Raw genomic sequence first — 16,256 nt, 5'->3', positions numbered from 1 at the left:
TGGGCTGGGTGGTGGAATGCGGCCGTGGGCGCCGCGGTGCAAATCAGTAGCGCGCCCCGAAGGTGGTGCGCAGCTCGTCGATGGCGGCCGCGTCCAGGGGCTGCGGGCGGGGATGGGTCATGAGCCAGAGCCTTGCGGTTTCCTCCAGCTCTTCCAGCACATGGCTGGCCTGCTCCACCGAGCGTTCCCAGACCACGGGGCCCAGGCGCTCGAACAAGGCGCCGCGCACCTGGGCGGCCTGCGCGGCCACCTCGGCGGCGGCCTGCGGATCGCCGGGGCGGCGGTAGCGGATCAGCGGAATACGGCCCACCTTCATGACCTGGTAGGGGGTGATGGGCGGTAGCACCTCGTCCTCGCGCCAGACGCCGGACAGCGTCAGCGCCACGAGATGGGTGGAATGCGTGTGGATAACGGCGCGCGCCTGGGCGTCATTGCCGTAGATGCCCCGGTGCAGGACCAGGGTCTTGGAGGGCTTGGCGCCGCTGACCCACTGCCCGCCGGCATCGACCTTGGACAGCTCGGCCGGGTCGAGCCTGCCCAGGCAGGCGTCGGTGGGGGTGATCAGCCAGCCATCATGGAGGCGCGCGCTGATGTTGCCGGCAGCGCCGACGGTGTAGCCGCGCTGGTAGAGGCTGGCACCGGTGGCGCAGATCTGCTCGCGGATGCGGGATTCGTCGCTCATGGTCGCAGGCCGCGATGAGCGGCGGAAAATGGATGACTGACTGATATTGTCATCAGGTCATCATACAAATTTTGCGAGAAAATCCAAACAAGGTGAAAACCCTTGGCCATGCGCCCAGGGATGGTTTCGGAGGTTCAGGGCTTGGCGGCCAGGATGTCGCGCGCCAGGCGCTCGCCATCCTGCTCCCAGAAGCTGGCGTCGGCGCGGTGGATGCGGTCTATGGCATTGCCCATGTGCGTGGCGGCGGCCTTGCGCGCGGCCTTGGGGTCGCCGGCCTCGATGGCCAGCACGATGCTGTGGTGCTCGCGCTCCACGGCCTTGCCGAAGTCCTCGCGCCGTGCCTCGTTGGCGCGCGTGATGCGCATGGCGCCGCGCAGGAATTGCGACAGGTAGTCCAGCGTGCTGATCAGGAAGGGATTGCCCGAAGCCTGGGCAATGGCGCGGTGAAACGCCATGTCCTCCTCCACGCCGTCACGGCCCAGCCGCACGGCCTCGGCCAGGGCTCTCTCTGCGTCGTGGATGCGCTGCATGTCCTCTTCGCTGCGCCGCCGCGCCGCGAGTTCGGCCACCTCGGCTTCCAGCGCGCGGCGCACCTCGGTGATCTGGATCAGCGCATTCCTGCCAGCCGCCGGCAGGCCTTCGAAGTCCAGTGGCTCTATGCCTGCCGCCTTCACGAACACGCCGCTGCCCTGGCGCGATTCCACCAGGTTGCGCGACTTGAGCTGGGACACCGCCTCGCGCACCACGGTGCGGCTGACCTCGAGCTGCTGCACGAGTTCGGCCTCGGTCGGCAGCTTCTGGCCGGGCTGCAGATTGCCGGCGCGGATGCGCGCCTCGAGCTGCCGGGCAACCTGGTCCGCAAGCTTGAGACCGGGCTGGATGGCCGAGAAGGAAACCGTCATGGAGGTGGGGGCTGGAGAGACACGTGTGGCAGCGATTGTCTCAGAACGATGGTGTCTGCCGGGCAGGCTGCGGCAATCAGGGCAGAGGGTATCTGCGCGGGCAGGAAAGAGACCGATGGTTCTGCCGGCGTTGCGCGGCGCGCCATACTTGCGCCTTTGCAATCCGCCCGTCACGCCCGCCCCGGGCCAAGGCCGCTTCGCCATGTCAACGCCCACCCCGCATTCCGCTGCACCCACAGAACACTCGCACGATGGCGCCATTGCCGCTATGGCCGCTATTCCCGCCATCGCCTCGCTCGCCGATGCCGCCTTCACCCAGCGCGTGCAGCACGCCATAGACCACAAGACCAAGCCTCTGGGCGCGCTGGGGCGGCTGGAGCAGCTGGCGCTGCGCATCGCCTGCATCCTGGGGCAGGACAGGCCGGTGCTGCAGCAGCCGCAGATGCTGGTGTTTGCGGCCGACCACGGGCTGGCTGCGCGCGGCGTGTCGGCCTATCCGGTGGATGTGACCTGGCAGATGGTCGAGAACTTCATGGCCGGCGGCGCCGCCGTCAGCGTGCTGGCGCGCCAGCATGGGCTGGCGCTGAACGTGGTGGACTGCGGCGTGGCACGCGACTTTCCCGCACGCGAGCAGGACCCCGACGACAAGCTGCCCCGGCCCGGCCAGCCGCGCCTGTGGCGCCGCAAGCTGGGCTACGGCACGCGCGACTGCAGCCAGGGCCCGGCCATGACGGCTGCCGAATGCGCCATGGCCCTGCGCAACGGCGCTGCCCTGGTGCGCCAGCTGCCCGGCAATGCGCTGCTGCTGGGCGAGATGGGCATTGGCAATACCTCCAGCGCATCCTTGCTGCTGGCACGGTTGTGCGGCGAGCCGCTGGCCGAGGTCACGGGCGCTGGCACCGGCCTGGATGCGGCCGGGCTGGCGCGCAAGATCGGGGTGCTGCAGGAGGTGCTGCAGCTGCACGCCCAGGCCACGCAACCGCTGGACGCACTGGCGGCCATGGGCGGCTTCGAGGTCGCCACCATGGTGGGCGCCGTGCTGCAGGCCGCTGCCGAGCGCCGCGTCATCGTGGTCGATGGCTTCATCACCACGGCCGCCGTGCTGGTGGCCAGCCGCCTGCAGCCGGCCGTGCTGGAGCGCTGCGTTTTCTCGCACCGCTCGGGCGAGCCCGGCCATGTGCGCATGCTGGCCCACCTGGGTGCCGAGCCGCTGCTGGACTGGCAACTGCGCCTGGGCGAAGGCTCGGGCGCGGCCCTGGCCTGGCCGCTGCTGGTGTCGGCCTGCGCCATGCTGGGCGAGATGGCCAGCTTCGAGCAGGCCGGCGTGAGCACGCGTTCGCAAGAGGCATAGCCGCCTGCGCCGGGCAGCTATGTCCGCACCGTGGCCGCCGCCAGTTGGCCCAGGCGCCTGACCAGTGCGCCGAAGCGCGCGGCATCGGTATTGCCGTAGCCGATCACCAGGCCGTTGTCCTGGGGCAGCGGCTCCATGGCGAAGGACGAGAGGGCGCCCGGGTTCATGCCGACGCGCCGCGCCTGCTCCACGATGGCGCGGTCGGGCAGGCGGGGCGGCAGCCGCACTGTCAGGTGCAGGCCGCCGTGGCCGCCCAGCACCTCGTGCTCCACGCCCAGTTGCGTGGCAAGCGCTTCGCGCAGGGCCGCCTGGCGCTCGCGGTACAGGCGCCGCATGCGGCCCAGGTGGCGCGAAAACTGGCCGCTGTCCATGAAGTCCGCCATGGCCAGTTGCTCCAGGCGGTGGCCGCCGCGCAGCATCTCCTGCACGGCGGATGCCGCGCTGGTGGTCAGTGCCTGCGGCAGCACCACAAAGCCCAGGCGCAGTGCCGGGAACATGGTCTTGCTGAAGGTGCCCACATAGAGCACGGGCGCGTCCGGCACCTGGCCCTGCATGGCGGCGATGGGCGTGCCCTGGTGGCGGAATTCGCTGTCGTAGTCGTCTTCGATGATCCAGGCCCCCGCGCGGCGTGCGCGCTCCAGCAGCTCCAGCCGGCGCGCCACCGACAGCACGGCGCCCGTGGGATATTGGTGCGAGGGCGTGATCTGGATCAGCCGTGGAGGATGGCTGTCCCACAGGCCGGGGGCAATGGCTGCACCATCCGCATCCACGCGCAGTGTGCTGACGCACAGGTCTCCCCCCGCAAAGGCCGACTTGGCGCCCCGGTAGCCGGGCTCCTCCAGCCAGGCATGGTCGCCCGGGTTGGTGAGCAGTTGCACGCACAGGTCCAGCGCACCCTGGGCGCCCTCGGTGACGATGATGCGCGAGGCATCGCAGCGCACGCCGCGCGAGATGCGCAGGTGCTGCGCAATGGCCTGGCGCAGTGCGGGCTCGCCCGCAGGATCGCCATAGTCCAGCGTGGCGTTGGCGGGAAGGCGCAATGCGCGGTCCTGCGAACGGCGCCAGGCGGGCAGGGGGAATCTGTCCAGCGCGGGCGTGCCCGGCGTCAGGGGCAGGCTGCGGTCGATGGCATGGCGCGTGGGCGCGATGCGGTCCAGGCGCCGTGCCGTGCGGGGTGCGCAGGGGGGCGCGGCGGCCGCCTCGGCGGCTGCCGTGGAATGGGTGGATACAGCCGCCACGCGCGTGCCCTGCCGGTCGGCGATCACATAGCCTTCGGCCGCCAGTTGCTCGTAGGCGATGAGCACGGTGTTGCGCGAGACCCCCAGATCCTCCGCCAGCGAGCGCGAGGCCGGCAGGCGGTCGCCGGCCGGCAGCCGGCCCGCAAGAATGGCCTGCTTCAGGCGCTGGATCAGTTGGCGCTGGCGCGGCGGCGCGCCGGCGCCGGTGAGCAAGGGGCTGGTCAGCAGGTCAGGGGCGGGCATGGAGGGTGTGGCGTGGCACCATGAAAAAATTGAATATGGCACTTTCCATGATGCCACGCCAGCGCTATCGTGGCCCTGCCAAATGACCTGACCAGGAATCTCCGATGCCCCCCGCACTCAATGCCCACTCCCAACCCGTAGGCCACGACCTTCCCAACTGGACCCCGCGCCAGCGCCCACCCCGCACGCCCATCGAAGGCCGCTACTGCCGGCTGGAGCCGCTGTCCGCCGCGCGCCATGCAGCCGATCTGTTCGATGCCTTCAGCCAGGCGCCGGACGCCAGCGACTGGACGTACATGTCGGTAGGCCCCTTCGCGGATGCCGAGGCCTATCTGCGCTTTGCCGAGGCCGCCCAGGCCAGCGATGACCCGCTGCACCACGCCGTCATCGACCTGGCCACGGGCCGTGCCATCGGCTCGCTGGCGCTGATGCGCGTGGACACGGCCAGCGGCGTGGTGGAGGTGGGCTTTGTCTGCTACTCGCGCCGGCTCAAGCGCACGCGTGCGGCCACCGAGGCGCAGTTCCTGCTGATGCAGCGCGCCTTCGACGAGCTGGGCTACCGCCGCTACGAGTGGAAGTGCGACAGCCTGAACGCGCCGTCGCGTGCCGCAGCGGCGCGCCTGGGCTTTCGCTTCGAGGGCGTGTTCCGCCAGGCCGTGGTCTACAAGGGCCGCAGCCGCGACACGGCCTGGTTCTCCATCATCGACAGCGAATGGCCGGCGCTGCGCGCGGCCTACCAGCGCTGGCTGGAGCCGGGCAACTTCGATGCCGGGGGCGGGCAGCGCCAGCCGCTGGCGGCGCTGCGTGGGCAGGGGGCCTGAGGATTGCCTGTTGCGCTGGCGACATTGCGCGGATCGCCACGGCCGGTGGGTGGATAAACCACCCGGTATCATTTCGGCAGTTTGTCAACCTGGATTGCTTGCCCGTGGTGACCTCTTCCGACATGGCCACCTGGTTGGCCGCCAGCTATGACACGCTGCCGTCAATGCAGCTGGCCATCCTTGACGCCGCAGCCAAGGCGTTCACGACGCTGGGCTTCGCCGCCGCATCGGTGGATCTGATCGCCAACCAGATCGGGGCAACCAAGGGCAGCGTCTACTACCACTATCGCAGCAAGGCGGATCTGTTCTTTGCCGTGCATCGGCGCGCCATGACCATGAACCTGCAGGCACAGTTGCCCATTGCCGAGGACATGTCTTTGCAGCCGGGAGCCCGGTTGCAGGCCATGGCCCACCGCCATGCCCGCCTGATGATGGAGCACCTGTATTACCAGCGCGTCACGGTGCAGGGTGTGGAGCTGCACCAGTCCGCCAGCACCACGCCCGCACAGCGCGAGGCACTGGCCGAGGTGGTGGCCATGCGCGATGCCTACGAGGGCCTGTTCCTCAGGGTCTTGCGGGATGGCGTGGCGTGCGGGCAGTTCGCCGGCCTGGACTGCCCCTTGGCCGCCAAGGCCATCTTGGGCTCGCTCAACTGGATCACGGTCTGGTACCGGCCGCGCGACACGGATACCTCCGACTACAGGGAGCATGTGGCCACGCAGTTCGCACGTCAGGTGGTGCAGGGCGTGCTTGCTTAGGCCCTGGCCCTATTCCGGCTGGATCTTTGCCTGTGCCATGCGTTTGCGCCAGGCTGCAAGCTGGGCCCGGACGAAGGCGTCCTGGTTTTCCAGTGTGTTGGGTGCCGACTGCATGCCCAGCAGTCGGAACCTTTCCTGGGTATCGGGCTGGGTCAGCGCCTTGTTGATGGCGGCGTTGAGCCTGCGTGCCACATCGGGTGGCATGCCCGAAGGTCCTCCCAATCCCACCCAGACCACCAGGTCGTAGTCCTTGTAGCCCGCCTCGGCAAAGGTGGGAACGCCTGGCCAGTCGGCCAGGCGCTGGGGGGCGCTGATGGCCAGTGCCTTGATGCGGCCGGCCTTCATCAAGGTGGTGGCAACGGACAGATCGGCCAGCACATAGTCCACCAGGCCTGCCGCGAGATCGGTCAATGCCGGCGGCTGGCTTTTGTAGGGTACGCCCAAGGCTTCGAAGGCGGCGGCGCTGTTGAAGGCGACGGCACTGACCTGCCCGCCGGGCGATCCATAGCCATAGGAAAGCTGGCCGATTTTCCCCGTGGCCACGAAGTCCTGCAGCGTGGCATGGGGTCCGTCGGCCTTCACCAGCAGGGCAATGGGCATGGTGGTCAGCCGCGAGATATGGGTGAAGTCCTTGACGGGGTCGTAGGGCAGTTTCTTGAACAGTCCCGGATTGATGGCGTTGAGGGAGCTGCTGGTGATGGTCAGTGTGTAGCCGTCGGCGGGTGAGCGCACTGCCGCCTCGGTGCCGATGACACCCTGGGCGCCCGGTTTGTTGTCCACGATGATGACGGCGCCCAGTTCATTTTTGAGGACCTCGCCGACGATGCGGGCGCTGATGTCCGTGGCGCTGCCGGGCGAGAAGGCCGCGATGATCCGGATCGGCTTGTCGCGCGGGAAATTCTGGGCGGTGGCGGGGCTGGTGCACAGTGCCAGTCCGAACAATGCAATTGCCGAGGTCAGGATGCGCATGGTGTTGTCTCCCTGGCGATGCGATGCCTTCAGTTGAAAACCTTGCCGTCGGCCGCCCAGACCGCATCGCCCAGCGTGGGCGGCGGCCTGCGGATGGCGGCAGGGGTGTCGCTGAGCTTGATGGGGCAACCGGGGCCCGTGTAGTCCGCGCGTCGCAGCACCATCTCGCGCACGCGGGCATGCTCGGATTGCGCCACCGCCTGTATGTCGAGAATCGGCGCGGCAGGCACGCCTTGGGCCAGCAGGGCAGGGCCCAACTGTTGCGCATCCATGTCCAGGAAGGCCTTCTCCAGCAAGCGCTCCAGTGTCAGTCGGTTTGCCACCCGCCGCTGGTTGCTCGAAAACCGCGGGTCCTGCGCCAGCTCCGGCAGGTCCAGGCTTTGGCACAGCTTGACGAACAGGCGGTCGTTGGCCACGGCGATGAACAGGGGCGTGCTGCGGGTCTGGTAGACGTTGTAGGGAACGATGTTGGCGTGCTGGTTGCCCGTCGGGCCGGGGACCTGGCCGCTGTGCAGGAAGTTCGTGAGAAACGGATGGGCGACCGATATGGCGCTGTCATAGAGGGATACATCGGCCATCTGGCCGCGCCCCGTGCGATGGCGGGCCTGCAGCGCCAGCAGCACCGCCATGGCGGCATTCATGCCCGTGGCCAGGTCCACCACCGGCACGCCGATGCGCACGGGTGCGCCCTGTGCGTCGCCATTGACGGACAGCAGCCCGGCCATGGCCTGCACCGCAGCATCGTAGCCGGGCAGGCCGCCGTAGGGGCCATGGTCTCCGAAGCCGGTGATGCGGCAGTGCACCAGGCGTGGAAAGCGCGCCGTAAACCATGCCGGATCGGGTATGCCCCAGGCGCTGAGGCTGCCCAGCTTGAAGTTTTCTATCAGCACATCGGCTTCGTCGAGCAGGCAAAACAGCCGCTCGCGTTCCTCGGGCCTGGCCAGGTCCAGCACCAGGCTGCGCTTGTTGCGGTTGACGGCATTGAAGTAGGCGGAGCTGCCCCGGACGAATGGTGGACCGAAGCTTCGGCATTCATCGCCTTCGGGTGCCTCGATCTTCACCACGTCCGCGCCGTGGTCCCCCAGTATCTGGCCGGCGAAAGGCCCGGCCAGCACGCGCGAGGCATCGATCACTTTCAGTCCCTGAAGGGCTCCGGGCTTGGTCGTTGCATCCATGGTCATGGCTCCTGCGGGCTGCGGGTCAGGCGGGGGAGACGGTCCATTCGAGCGTCCGGCCTGCCTCGGACCGTCCGCATTGGAAGCCCAGTTGCAGGCGCCGGTTGTGCGCCTGTAGCGCGCCTTCCAGCAAGCCGTTCCAGGCCCCAGCGAAGCAGGCATGGAATGCCGGCATGTCCTGCATGAAGGCCCAGCCCTGCTGGGTGACCCGGTAGCCTTGGCCATGCTCGTGCACGGCGGCGGTGTCGCCCTGGGCGTGGGCGAGGTCGCGCAGGAAGGCGGAGAATCCCGCCGCGTCGCCGCCGTAGGCTCCTCCCAAGCCGCGCGCAGTCTGGTGATAGAACTGCATGCCTATGAGCCGGCCGGCCATGCGCAGGTGGTGGCCTGCGGCGTCGGGGCCCCACAACTGCAGGGCCACGGGGTAGGCTGAGCGCACATACTCCATCGCATAGTTGCGATGTGCCTTGGCCAGGCGGGCGGCAGGCCAGGTGTCGGTGGGCAGCGTCGGGGCCTTGTGGGGCGCGAAATCGGGCGCGTCCTCATGGCGGGCGAAGCGCAGGCGCTCGTGCGGTGCCAGATCGTGCTCGTACTCCAGGTAGTAGCCTTCCAGCCCCGACTGCCCGTCCACGGCCTGCTTGGTGCAGACAAAGCCCAGGCGAGGGTTGTCCAGCATCACGCCGTTTTGCGCATGCCAGCCGGTGAGCATGGCCCGGGACACCTCGGGGGGGATGCCGCACAGCGCCGTGCCAGACCAGATCCAGCGCGGGGCGGAATACCGTATCCAGGCCTTGCGGTCGGACTCGTAGATGTACTCGACAGGCACGCCGCCGATGTGGTTGGACAGGTAGTGGTACTGTGCCGCCGCCACGGCATGGGGCAGATGGTCCAGGCCGAGCTTGCGCAGTCCGGGGACAAAGCGCTCGCGGCGCTGATGGCAGAAGATCTCATGGACGAACTCTTCAGCCTTGGCCGTGCCCAGCCGCGAGACGGTGAACAGCACCATGCCTGTGAAGCAGGCGTGGTACCAGTCGGCCACGGCCTTCCAGGAAGACAGTTCGCTGTCGGCGGGATGGGTGTTTTGCATGGTGCGGCGCATGTAGCAGGTGCCGTTCAGGCGGTGACGGCGGCAGTGTTCGCATGGCGCTTGATGGCGCGAGCGATCACCAGGCGCTGGATTTCCGAGGTGCCTTCGTAGATCTCGGTGATGCGCTGGTCGCGATAGCAGCGCTCCACAGGGCTGGGTTTGACGTATCCCCGTCCCCCCAGGATCTGTACGGCGTCGTCGCAGACCTTGTGGGACACCTCGCTGGCATGGAGCTTGGCCATGCTGCCAAGGGTGGCGATGTCTTCGCCACGGTCATGGGCCGCGGCGGCCTGGTACAGCATCATCCTGGCGGCCGATAGCTGCGTGGCGCCATCGGCGAGCATGAAGCCCACGCCCTGATGGTCGATGATGGTGTGGCCGAAGGTGCTACGCGTGGCTGCGAAGGACGATGCGGCCGAGAAGGCGCATTGGGCAATGCCCACAGCCTGTGCGGCCACCACGATACGGCCGATGTTGAGTGTGGACAGCGCCAGGCGCAGCCCCGAGCCCGGCTCACCGACGATGCTTGACGACGGCACCCAGGCGTCGATCTTGAGGTTGGTGGTCGTCGTGCCGCGTATGCCCATCTTGTCTTCGTGGAAGTCGACGACGGCGCCCGGGGTCTCGCGCGGCACCCAGAAGGCGGTCACATGGTTGCGCGTGCCGGCCGCAGTGCGGGCGAAAACGATGAAATGCCGGGAATGTCCGCCATTGCCCAGCCAGCATTTCTCACCGCGGATACGCCAGCCGTCGCCTTCTGGCGTGGCCGTGGTCTCCAGGTTCGCGGCATCCGAGCCGGCCCCGCGCTCGCTCAGGGCGAAGTTCACCGCTTCACCACGGCGAGCCAGTCCGCCCAGCAACACCTGCTTTTGCGTCTCGCTGCCGCCCAGCAGCACCGGGAATGCGCCCAGGGACAGTGCTGCCAGGATGGCCGCCGTGGAGGCGCAGCCGCCGGCCACCGTTTCCACCACGGCGCTCAGCGCCGTCAGCGATGCGCCCGCACCGCCATAGGCCTGGGGCAGGAACATGCCCGAGATGCCGCTGGACAGCAGATGCGGCAAGTGCTCCAGCGGATAGCGCTGCTCTCGGTCGATGGCATCGGCCAGGGGCGCAAACCGTTCATGGGTGAGCCGGGCGGCAATGGCGCGCCAGCGCGCGCAATCCTCATCAAGTGCTGGTGTCCAGATGACGGGCATGGAGACTCCCCAAAAAGAGTTTCAGGTTCAGGATTCATGCGAACATACTACTTGGTAGGTTGTGGCCGTATAGGTGAAGTCCCCAGTCCCGCGGGCGTGGCAAGAGGCGATCGGACGGCACGGCCGCACTGCCTCGATGCGGAACGAGCCGGCTCGAGAAAGAAAGGGAAAAGGAAAAAGGGGGAAAAGGGCCGGTGCCGGCCCGGTCTGGGGCTACCGCGTGCCGCCTGCGTAGTAGGCCTGCAGCACCTCGATCAGGGCCTGCGCATGGCGCGGCAGCCGGCCCTGGTCGCGCACGAGGATGCGGCGCTCGCGCACGCTCCAGGCGTCGGTCAGATCGATGAGTGCCAGCCCCATGCTGTCGCGGTTGCGCCGCGCGGCGCTCTCGGGAACGATGCCGATTCCCACGCCGGCGCCGATCATGCGGCACATGGCGTCGAAGCTGGACAGCTGTATGCGCAGCTTCATGGGCTTGCCCAGGCGCTCGGTCACGCCCGCCAGAAAGGTCTGCAGCGTGCTGCCCTGCTGCATGCCGATGGCGTCCTCGTCCAGCGTCTCGGCAAACGCAATGCGCTTGCGCCGCGCAAAGCGGTGGCCGCGCGGCGTGGCCAGCACCAGCCGGTCGGTGCTGAAGTGGATGGTCTGCAGGCCCAGCGTATCCACCTGGCCGGCCACGATGCCCAGGTCGGCCCGGCCGTCGAGCACGCCGCGCGCGATCTCGGCGTTGGGCCGCTCCTGCAGGTCCACGTTCACGCGCGGGTGGTCGGCAAGAAAGGCCGGCAGGATCTCGGGCAGAAAGTCGGTCACGGCCGTGGTGTTGGCAAACACCCGCACATGGCCGCGCAGGCCGGCGCCGTACTCCTGCAGGTCGTGGCGCAGCTGCTCGGACTGCAGCAGCATGCCGCGCGCATGGTGCAGGAAGGCTTCGCCGGCCGGCGTGGGCCGTACGCCGCGTGCCTCGCGGTACAGCAGCGGCATGCCCGCCTGCTCCTCCAGCGCCTTGATGCGCAGGCTGGCTGCGGCCAGGGACAGGTGCTGCCTTTGCGAGGCGCGCGTGAGGCTGCCCAGTTCGGCGGCATGCACGAACAGGCGCAGGTCCGTCAGGTCGAAGTGCATGAGGGGCATGAAGGGCGAAGAGGGCATGGGCGGGGTCAAGGCTTTGTCGATTCCGAAGGCAGGGTCAGGAAATGCGCGATTGTGCGCTGGCCCGGCACGGGCAACCATGCGGGCTTGCGACAAGAACAAATGGAGACATGACCATGCCGGATTCTTCCTTTCCCCTGCCGTCGAGCCTTTTGCGCCGCCGAAGCCTGGTGGCCGCCGTACTCGCCTTGCCCATGCTGGGCCGTGCCCAGGCCTGGCCCGCGCGGCCCATCGTGATGATCGTCCCGCAGGCGCCGGGCGGTACCAACGACATCGTGGGCCGGCTGGTCAGCCAGAAGCTGGCCGAGGTGCTGGGCGCCAGCGTGGTGGTCGAGAACCGGCCCGGCGCGGGCGGCAACATCGGCACCCAGGCCGTGGCCAAGGCGCCGCGCGACGGCCATACCCTGCTGATGACCATCAGCAGCAGCCAGGCCATCAACCCCGCGCTGTACCGCAAGCCGGGTTTCGATCCGGTGAAGGATTTCCGGCCCATAGGCCTGATCGGCTCCGTGCCCAATGTGCTGCTGGCCCATCCCGGCTTTGCGGCCAAATCCGTGCCCGAGCTGATCGCCATGGCCCGGGGCCGGCCCGACGAGTTCCGCTATGCCTCGGCCGGCAACGGCACGCTCAACCATCTGCTGGGCGAGATGCTCAACAGCATGGCGGGCATCCAGCTGCAGCATGTGCCCTACAAGGGCGTGGCGCCCGCGCTCAACGATGTGCTGGGCGGCCAGGTGCCGCTGCTGTTCGGCAGCCTGCCATCGACCCTTCCCCATATCCAGGCCGGTCGGCTGCGCGCGCTGGCCGTGAGCGGTGCGGCGCGCTCGCCGCTGCTGCCCGATGTGCCCACCATCGGCGAGACCGTGCCCGGCTACAACGGCACGCTGTGGGTAGGCCTGTTTGCGCCTGAAGGCGTGCCCGCGCCGGTGCTGGCGCAGTTGCAGGACGGCATGGCGCGTGCGCTGGCGGCCGGCGATCTGCGCGGCAAGCTCGAAGCCTCCGGCGTGGAGTTGGCCGGGCCTGCGGACAGGCCCGTGCCGCCCGCCCAGATGGCGGCCCTGCTGCGCGAGGACATCGCCAAGTGGGCGCGCATCGTCAAGGCGTCCGGCGCATCGCTGGATTGATGCAAGGCCTCAGCCCTGCGGCTCCATGGCCAGCGCGAACAGCTCGCTGCGAAAGTGGATGCCCAGCCGCGCAAAGGCGCGGTTGCGGTAGGTCTTGACGGTGGGCAGGCTCAGGCACAGGTCGCAGGCAATGCCCTCATGCGTCATGCCCTGCAGCAGCCGGGCGCAGACATCGAGTTCGCGCGGCGTCAGATCGGGCTGTGCCTGCAGCAGGCGCATGCGCAGGGCCGGCAGTATGGGCGCCATGCTCCAGAAGCCGTCGATCTGCGCATCGCCCAGTGCCCTCTGGTGCTGGTGGCGATAGAAATTGACGGCAAACACATCGCCGTCGTCCTGGTGCTCGACCATGGACACGCGCTCGGCCATGCCGTGCGCGTCGTAGACCAGGGCGCGGTGCTCGCCTTCCACCTCCTGGGCCGTGACGTGGCACAGCGCCGTGCTGCGTGCCGGGCCGGCGTCGCCGTGGTTCCAGGTGCTGTCCCGCAGATAAGGACCTGAAGGATAGGCCCACCAGCAGTCGCGCGCGGTGTCGCGCGCCTCGCTGCTGGCCGACAGGAGCAGCTGCGGTCGGCTGCGCAGGCCCGTGCGGTAGACCGACCAGGAGGCGGAGGGATGCGGTACCGGCTCAGCACTTGCCCGCAGCCGGGGAAGGCGTCTTGGGCGAGTAGTCGCAGTACGGTGCCACCACGCACTCCCAGCAGCGTGGCTTGCGGGCCTGGCAGACGTAGCGGCCCAGCAGGATGAGCCAGTGGTGCGAGTCCACGGCATAGGCCGGGGGCACGCGCTTCATCAGCTGCATCTCCACGGCCAGCGGCGTCTTGCCCGGCGCCAGGCCCGTGCGGTTGCCCACGCGGAAGATGTGCGTGTCCACGGCCATGGTGGGCTCGCCAAAGGCCACGTTGAGCACCACGTTGGCGGTCTTGCGGCCCACGCCGGGCAGGGCTTCCAGTTCCTCGCGCGTGCGCGGCACCTGGCCGCCGTGGCGCTCGACCAGGATCTGGCAGGTCTGCATCAGGTGCCTGGCCTTGCTGCGGTACAGGCCGATGGTCTTGATGTAGCCCTCCAGCCCTTCGAGTCCCAGGTCCAGGATGGCCTGGGGGGTATTGGCCACGGGAAACAGCTTGCGCGTGGCCTTGTTCACGCCCACGTCGGTGGCCTGGGCCGAGAGCAGCACGGCAGACAGCAGCTCGAACACATTGGTGTATTCCAGCTCGGTCTGGGGAGAGGGATTGGCTGCCTTGAGCGTGGCGAAGAAGGGTTCGATGCTGGTGGTTTTCATTGTGGGGGCGCGTATCCATCGATGTGGCGTGCATTGTCGTGCAAGCGTGATTTCGTCGGCACGCAACAGGGCGTCACATGCTCTAGGACTGTTCTGGTTTTTCATGTCTGCCAGGGTCAGATCGTCTGGTTATGCAGAAGCGGCGTTGACTGGCTGGGGTCGCATGGCAATAGTGGGCCGGGCCGATTCCGCAGGCACCACATATCCAGACATCACGCCACCAGGAGGGGGGCGACCACATGGCCACTCGCAAGATATCCGTTTCTCCCGCGCTCGCATCGTCTCAGGCCCTGCTGGGCAATGTGCGGGACCTGATCGAGGCCGCGCGGCTTCGCGTGGCGGCCAACGTCAACAGCGAACTCACCCTGCTGTACTGGCACATCGGCCAGCATATCCACGGCCATGAATCCGAGGTGCGGCAGGCAGGCTGCAGCGATGGGGTCCTGCCGGTGCTGGCAGGGCATCTGGTCCAGGACTATGGCAGCAGCTTCTCGGAGAAGAACCTGTGGCGCATGATGCAGTTCTCCACCGCGTTCCCCTACGAGCCCCTGGTCATCTCGCCGACCCGCAAATTGAGCTGGGCGCATGTGATCGTGCTGATTGCGCTCCGGGACCCTGTGCAGCGAGAGTATTACGCCAGCATGGCGAGCATTGAGCGCTGGAGCGCACACACGCTGCGCAGCCGCATCGACTCCCGGCTCTATGAACGCCTGGCGCTGCCCTGCGATGCCGAAGCGCTGATCGCGCAGGAGCCGGTCACGCCGCGCAGCACCGAGCGCATGTCGCCGGCGCTGTTCATGCGCGATCCCTACATCTTCGACTTTCTGGGGCTGCACGATGCCTGGCAGGAGGGCGACCTGCAGGCCGCCATCATCCGCGAGATGGAGGCCTTCCTGCTGCGGTCGGGCACGGGCTTCACCTTGGTGGCGCGGCAAATGCACATGCATATGGATGGGCAGGACTTCCACCTCGATCTGCTGACCTACAACCGCAAGCTGCAGCGGCTGGTGGCGGTGGAGCTGAAGGTGGGCGAATTCACGGCCGAGGACAAGGAGCAGATGGAGAAATACCTGCGCTGGCTGGACCGGCATGAGCAGGAGCCGGGCGAGAACACGCCGATGGGTATGGTGCTGTGCACGGGCAACAGCGCCGAGCAGATCGAGCTGCTGGAGCTGGGCCGCTGTGGCGTCCAGATGGCCGAGTATCTGCCGGGCCTGCCTGCGCGCCAGGCCCTGGCACAGCGGCTGCGGCAGGCCACGCGCCGGGCGCAATGGCATTGGGCGCAGCGCCAGCTGGAAGGCGGCGGGCCAGCCTGAGCGCCCAGCCCTTCCTTTGGGAACCGCTTCCTCTTCCTCCTACCCAGGCGGCAGCAGCTCCCGCAGGTGCTCCACGAAGGCCCGCACGCCCTTGGACAGCGTGCGTCCGGCCAGGGTCTGCAGTTCGATGGCGCGCGCATTCATGCCGCGCTCGCGGATGGGCGCCGCATGCAGCTCGCCTCGGCGCACGCGCTCGCGCATGGTGACCTCGCCGCCCAGCGACAGGCCGCCGCCATGCAGCACGAAGTGCACCAGGGTCTCGAACTGGCCGCTGACCAGGGCGGGCTCGAACACCAGGCGGCGGTGGCTGCAGGCGATGTCGAACAGCTGGCGCGCGGTGTTGGCGTCCTCGGGCAGGGCAATGGCATGGGGATGCATCTGGGCCAGGGTGATGCTGGCATGCCGGGCCAGCGCATGGTCGGGCCGCATGATGGCGACCACGGGCGAGACCTGGCGGTGCCAGACCTCGATGTCGCGTGCCGCCGCGCGGCTGTAGGTCAGGCCCACATCGGCCTCGCCGCCCAGCACGGCCTGGGTCACGGCGGCAGGGGCTTGCACGCGCAGGTGGAACTGCATGCCCGGGTACTGTTCGCGGAAAAGCGCCATGGCGCGTGGCAGGAACTCGATGGCAAAGCCGCCCGAGCTGCACACGCGCACCACGCCCCGGCGCAGGCCTTGCAGGGCCTCGATGTCCGAGACCACACGGTCGGCCTCCAGCGCACCGCGGCGGGCATGGGCGGCCAGCAGCTCGCCTGCCGGGCTGGGCGCCATGCCGCGCGGACGGCGCTCGAACAGCGGCACGCCCAGCATCTCTTCCAATCCGGCGACCTGGCGGCTCACGGCCGAAGGCGAGACATTGAGCCGCGTGGCGGCTTCGCTGACCGAGCCGCTGCGCACCACTTCGAGAAAGTAGCGCAGGGCCGTGTCCTGTAGGCGGTTGGAAAGCATGGTGGCCTGCTCATGGTTTGCGAAAAA

16 protein-coding genes are annotated in these 16,256 nt (G+C 68.3%); 5 read left to right on the top strand and 11 right to left on the bottom strand.

The window, feature by feature from the left end:
• Positions 1-43: 43 nt before the first annotated feature.
• Both otnC and ACFPFG_RS06350 read right to left on the bottom strand, forming a co-directional pair.
• The gene (gene otnC / locus ACFPFG_RS06355; RefSeq protein ID WP_197956787.1) at positions 44-682 is read right to left on the bottom strand and encodes a 3-oxo-tetronate 4-phosphate decarboxylase; all 639 of its coding nucleotides are present in this window, start codon (positions 680-682) and stop codon (positions 44-46) included.
• 134 nt (positions 683-816) lie between these two features.
• Positions 817-1,584 carry a FadR/GntR family transcriptional regulator gene (locus ACFPFG_RS06350; protein WP_183018605.1) on the bottom strand — a complete coding sequence of 256 codons (768 nt, stop codon included), beginning with the start codon at positions 1,582-1,584 and terminating at the stop codon, positions 817-819.
• A gap of 268 nt (positions 1,585-1,852) precedes the next feature.
• Here ACFPFG_RS06350 and cobT point away from each other — a divergent pair, with 268 nt between their 5' ends.
• Positions 1,853-2,935, top strand: a complete 1,083-nt coding sequence (cobT, locus tag ACFPFG_RS06345; protein ID WP_197957438.1) for a nicotinate-nucleotide--dimethylbenzimidazole phosphoribosyltransferase — start codon at positions 1,853-1,855, stop codon at positions 2,933-2,935.
• A 17-nt stretch (positions 2,936-2,952) separates the two neighbouring features.
• Here cobT and pdxR read toward each other — a convergent pair whose 3' ends face one another.
• Complete coding sequence (gene pdxR / locus ACFPFG_RS06340) at positions 2,953-4,416, bottom strand: MocR-like pyridoxine biosynthesis transcription factor PdxR (RefSeq protein ID WP_380105634.1); 1,464 nt, start codon at positions 4,414-4,416, stop codon at positions 2,953-2,955.
• A gap of 104 nt (positions 4,417-4,520) precedes the next feature.
• Here pdxR and ACFPFG_RS06335 point away from each other — a divergent pair, with 104 nt between their 5' ends.
• Positions 4,521-5,237 (top strand): GNAT family N-acetyltransferase, encoded by a 717-nt coding sequence (locus ACFPFG_RS06335; protein WP_183018608.1) that lies wholly within the window; start codon positions 4,521-4,523, stop codon positions 5,235-5,237.
• A 122-nt stretch (positions 5,238-5,359) separates the two neighbouring features.
• Positions 5,360-5,995 (top strand): TetR/AcrR family transcriptional regulator, encoded by a 636-nt coding sequence (locus tag ACFPFG_RS06330; protein WP_374620979.1) that lies wholly within the window; start codon positions 5,360-5,362, stop codon positions 5,993-5,995.
• 9 nt (positions 5,996-6,004) lie between these two features.
• On the opposite strand, the gene ACFPFG_RS06325 is transcribed toward ACFPFG_RS06330, so the two are convergent.
• The 5 genes from ACFPFG_RS06325 to ACFPFG_RS06305 form a co-directional block, all read right to left on the bottom strand.
• A complete protein-coding gene (locus tag ACFPFG_RS06325) occupies positions 6,005-6,964 on the bottom strand; it encodes a Bug family tripartite tricarboxylate transporter substrate binding protein (protein WP_380105631.1) in 960 nt (319 codons plus the stop codon).
• Positions 6,965-6,993: 29 nt separating this feature from the next.
• On the bottom strand, positions 6,994-8,139 hold the full coding sequence (locus tag ACFPFG_RS06320; RefSeq protein WP_380105629.1) for a CaiB/BaiF CoA transferase family protein: 1,146 nt from the start codon (positions 8,137-8,139) through the stop codon (positions 6,994-6,996).
• A 25-nt stretch (positions 8,140-8,164) separates the two neighbouring features.
• A complete protein-coding gene (locus ACFPFG_RS06315) occupies positions 8,165-9,223 on the bottom strand; it encodes a hypothetical protein (protein WP_374620865.1) in 1,059 nt (352 codons plus the stop codon).
• 26 nt (positions 9,224-9,249) lie between these two features.
• Positions 9,250-10,419, bottom strand: coding sequence for an acyl-CoA dehydrogenase family protein (locus ACFPFG_RS06310; RefSeq protein ID WP_197956783.1), 1,170 nt, complete (start codon positions 10,417-10,419; stop codon positions 9,250-9,252).
• 213 nt (positions 10,420-10,632) lie between these two features.
• Complete coding sequence (locus ACFPFG_RS06305) at positions 10,633-11,535, bottom strand: LysR family transcriptional regulator (RefSeq protein ID WP_197957437.1); 903 nt, start codon at positions 11,533-11,535, stop codon at positions 10,633-10,635.
• A gap of 143 nt (positions 11,536-11,678) precedes the next feature.
• Here ACFPFG_RS06305 and ACFPFG_RS06300 point away from each other — a divergent pair, with 143 nt between their 5' ends.
• Positions 11,679-12,686 carry a tripartite tricarboxylate transporter substrate binding protein gene (locus ACFPFG_RS06300; protein ID WP_183018613.1) on the top strand — a complete coding sequence of 336 codons (1,008 nt, stop codon included), beginning with the start codon at positions 11,679-11,681 and terminating at the stop codon, positions 12,684-12,686.
• Between the two features lie 9 nt (positions 12,687-12,695).
• On the opposite strand, the gene ACFPFG_RS06295 is transcribed toward ACFPFG_RS06300, so the two are convergent.
• Positions 12,696-13,328 (bottom strand): helix-turn-helix transcriptional regulator, encoded by a 633-nt coding sequence (locus tag ACFPFG_RS06295; protein ID WP_380110236.1) that lies wholly within the window; start codon positions 13,326-13,328, stop codon positions 12,696-12,698.
• Positions 13,312-13,965: an endonuclease III gene (nth, locus tag ACFPFG_RS06290; RefSeq protein WP_380105626.1), complete on the bottom strand. Its 654-nt coding sequence runs from the start codon at positions 13,963-13,965 to the stop codon at positions 13,312-13,314. The genes ACFPFG_RS06295 and nth overlap by 17 nt, the downstream gene beginning before the upstream one ends.
• A 239-nt stretch (positions 13,966-14,204) precedes the next feature.
• Between nth and ACFPFG_RS06285 the strand changes: the two genes are divergently transcribed.
• The gene (locus ACFPFG_RS06285; protein WP_197956782.1) at positions 14,205-15,281 is read left to right on the top strand and encodes a PDDEXK nuclease domain-containing protein; all 1,077 of its coding nucleotides are present in this window, start codon (positions 14,205-14,207) and stop codon (positions 15,279-15,281) included.
• Positions 15,282-15,320: 39 nt separating this feature from the next.
• On the opposite strand, the gene ACFPFG_RS06280 is transcribed toward ACFPFG_RS06285, so the two are convergent.
• Positions 15,321-16,229, bottom strand: a complete 909-nt coding sequence (locus tag ACFPFG_RS06280) for a LysR family transcriptional regulator (RefSeq protein ID WP_183018616.1) — start codon at positions 16,227-16,229, stop codon at positions 15,321-15,323.
• Positions 16,230-16,256: the final 27 nt, after the last annotated feature.

It is taken from the genome of Delftia deserti (assembly GCF_042653485.1).
GTDB classification, from domain to species: Bacteria; Pseudomonadota; Gammaproteobacteria; order Burkholderiales; family Burkholderiaceae_C; genus Comamonas; species Comamonas acidovorans.
The sequence above is the reverse complement of the archived record's forward strand: the minus strand, read 5'-3'. Positions and strand labels throughout refer to the sequence as shown.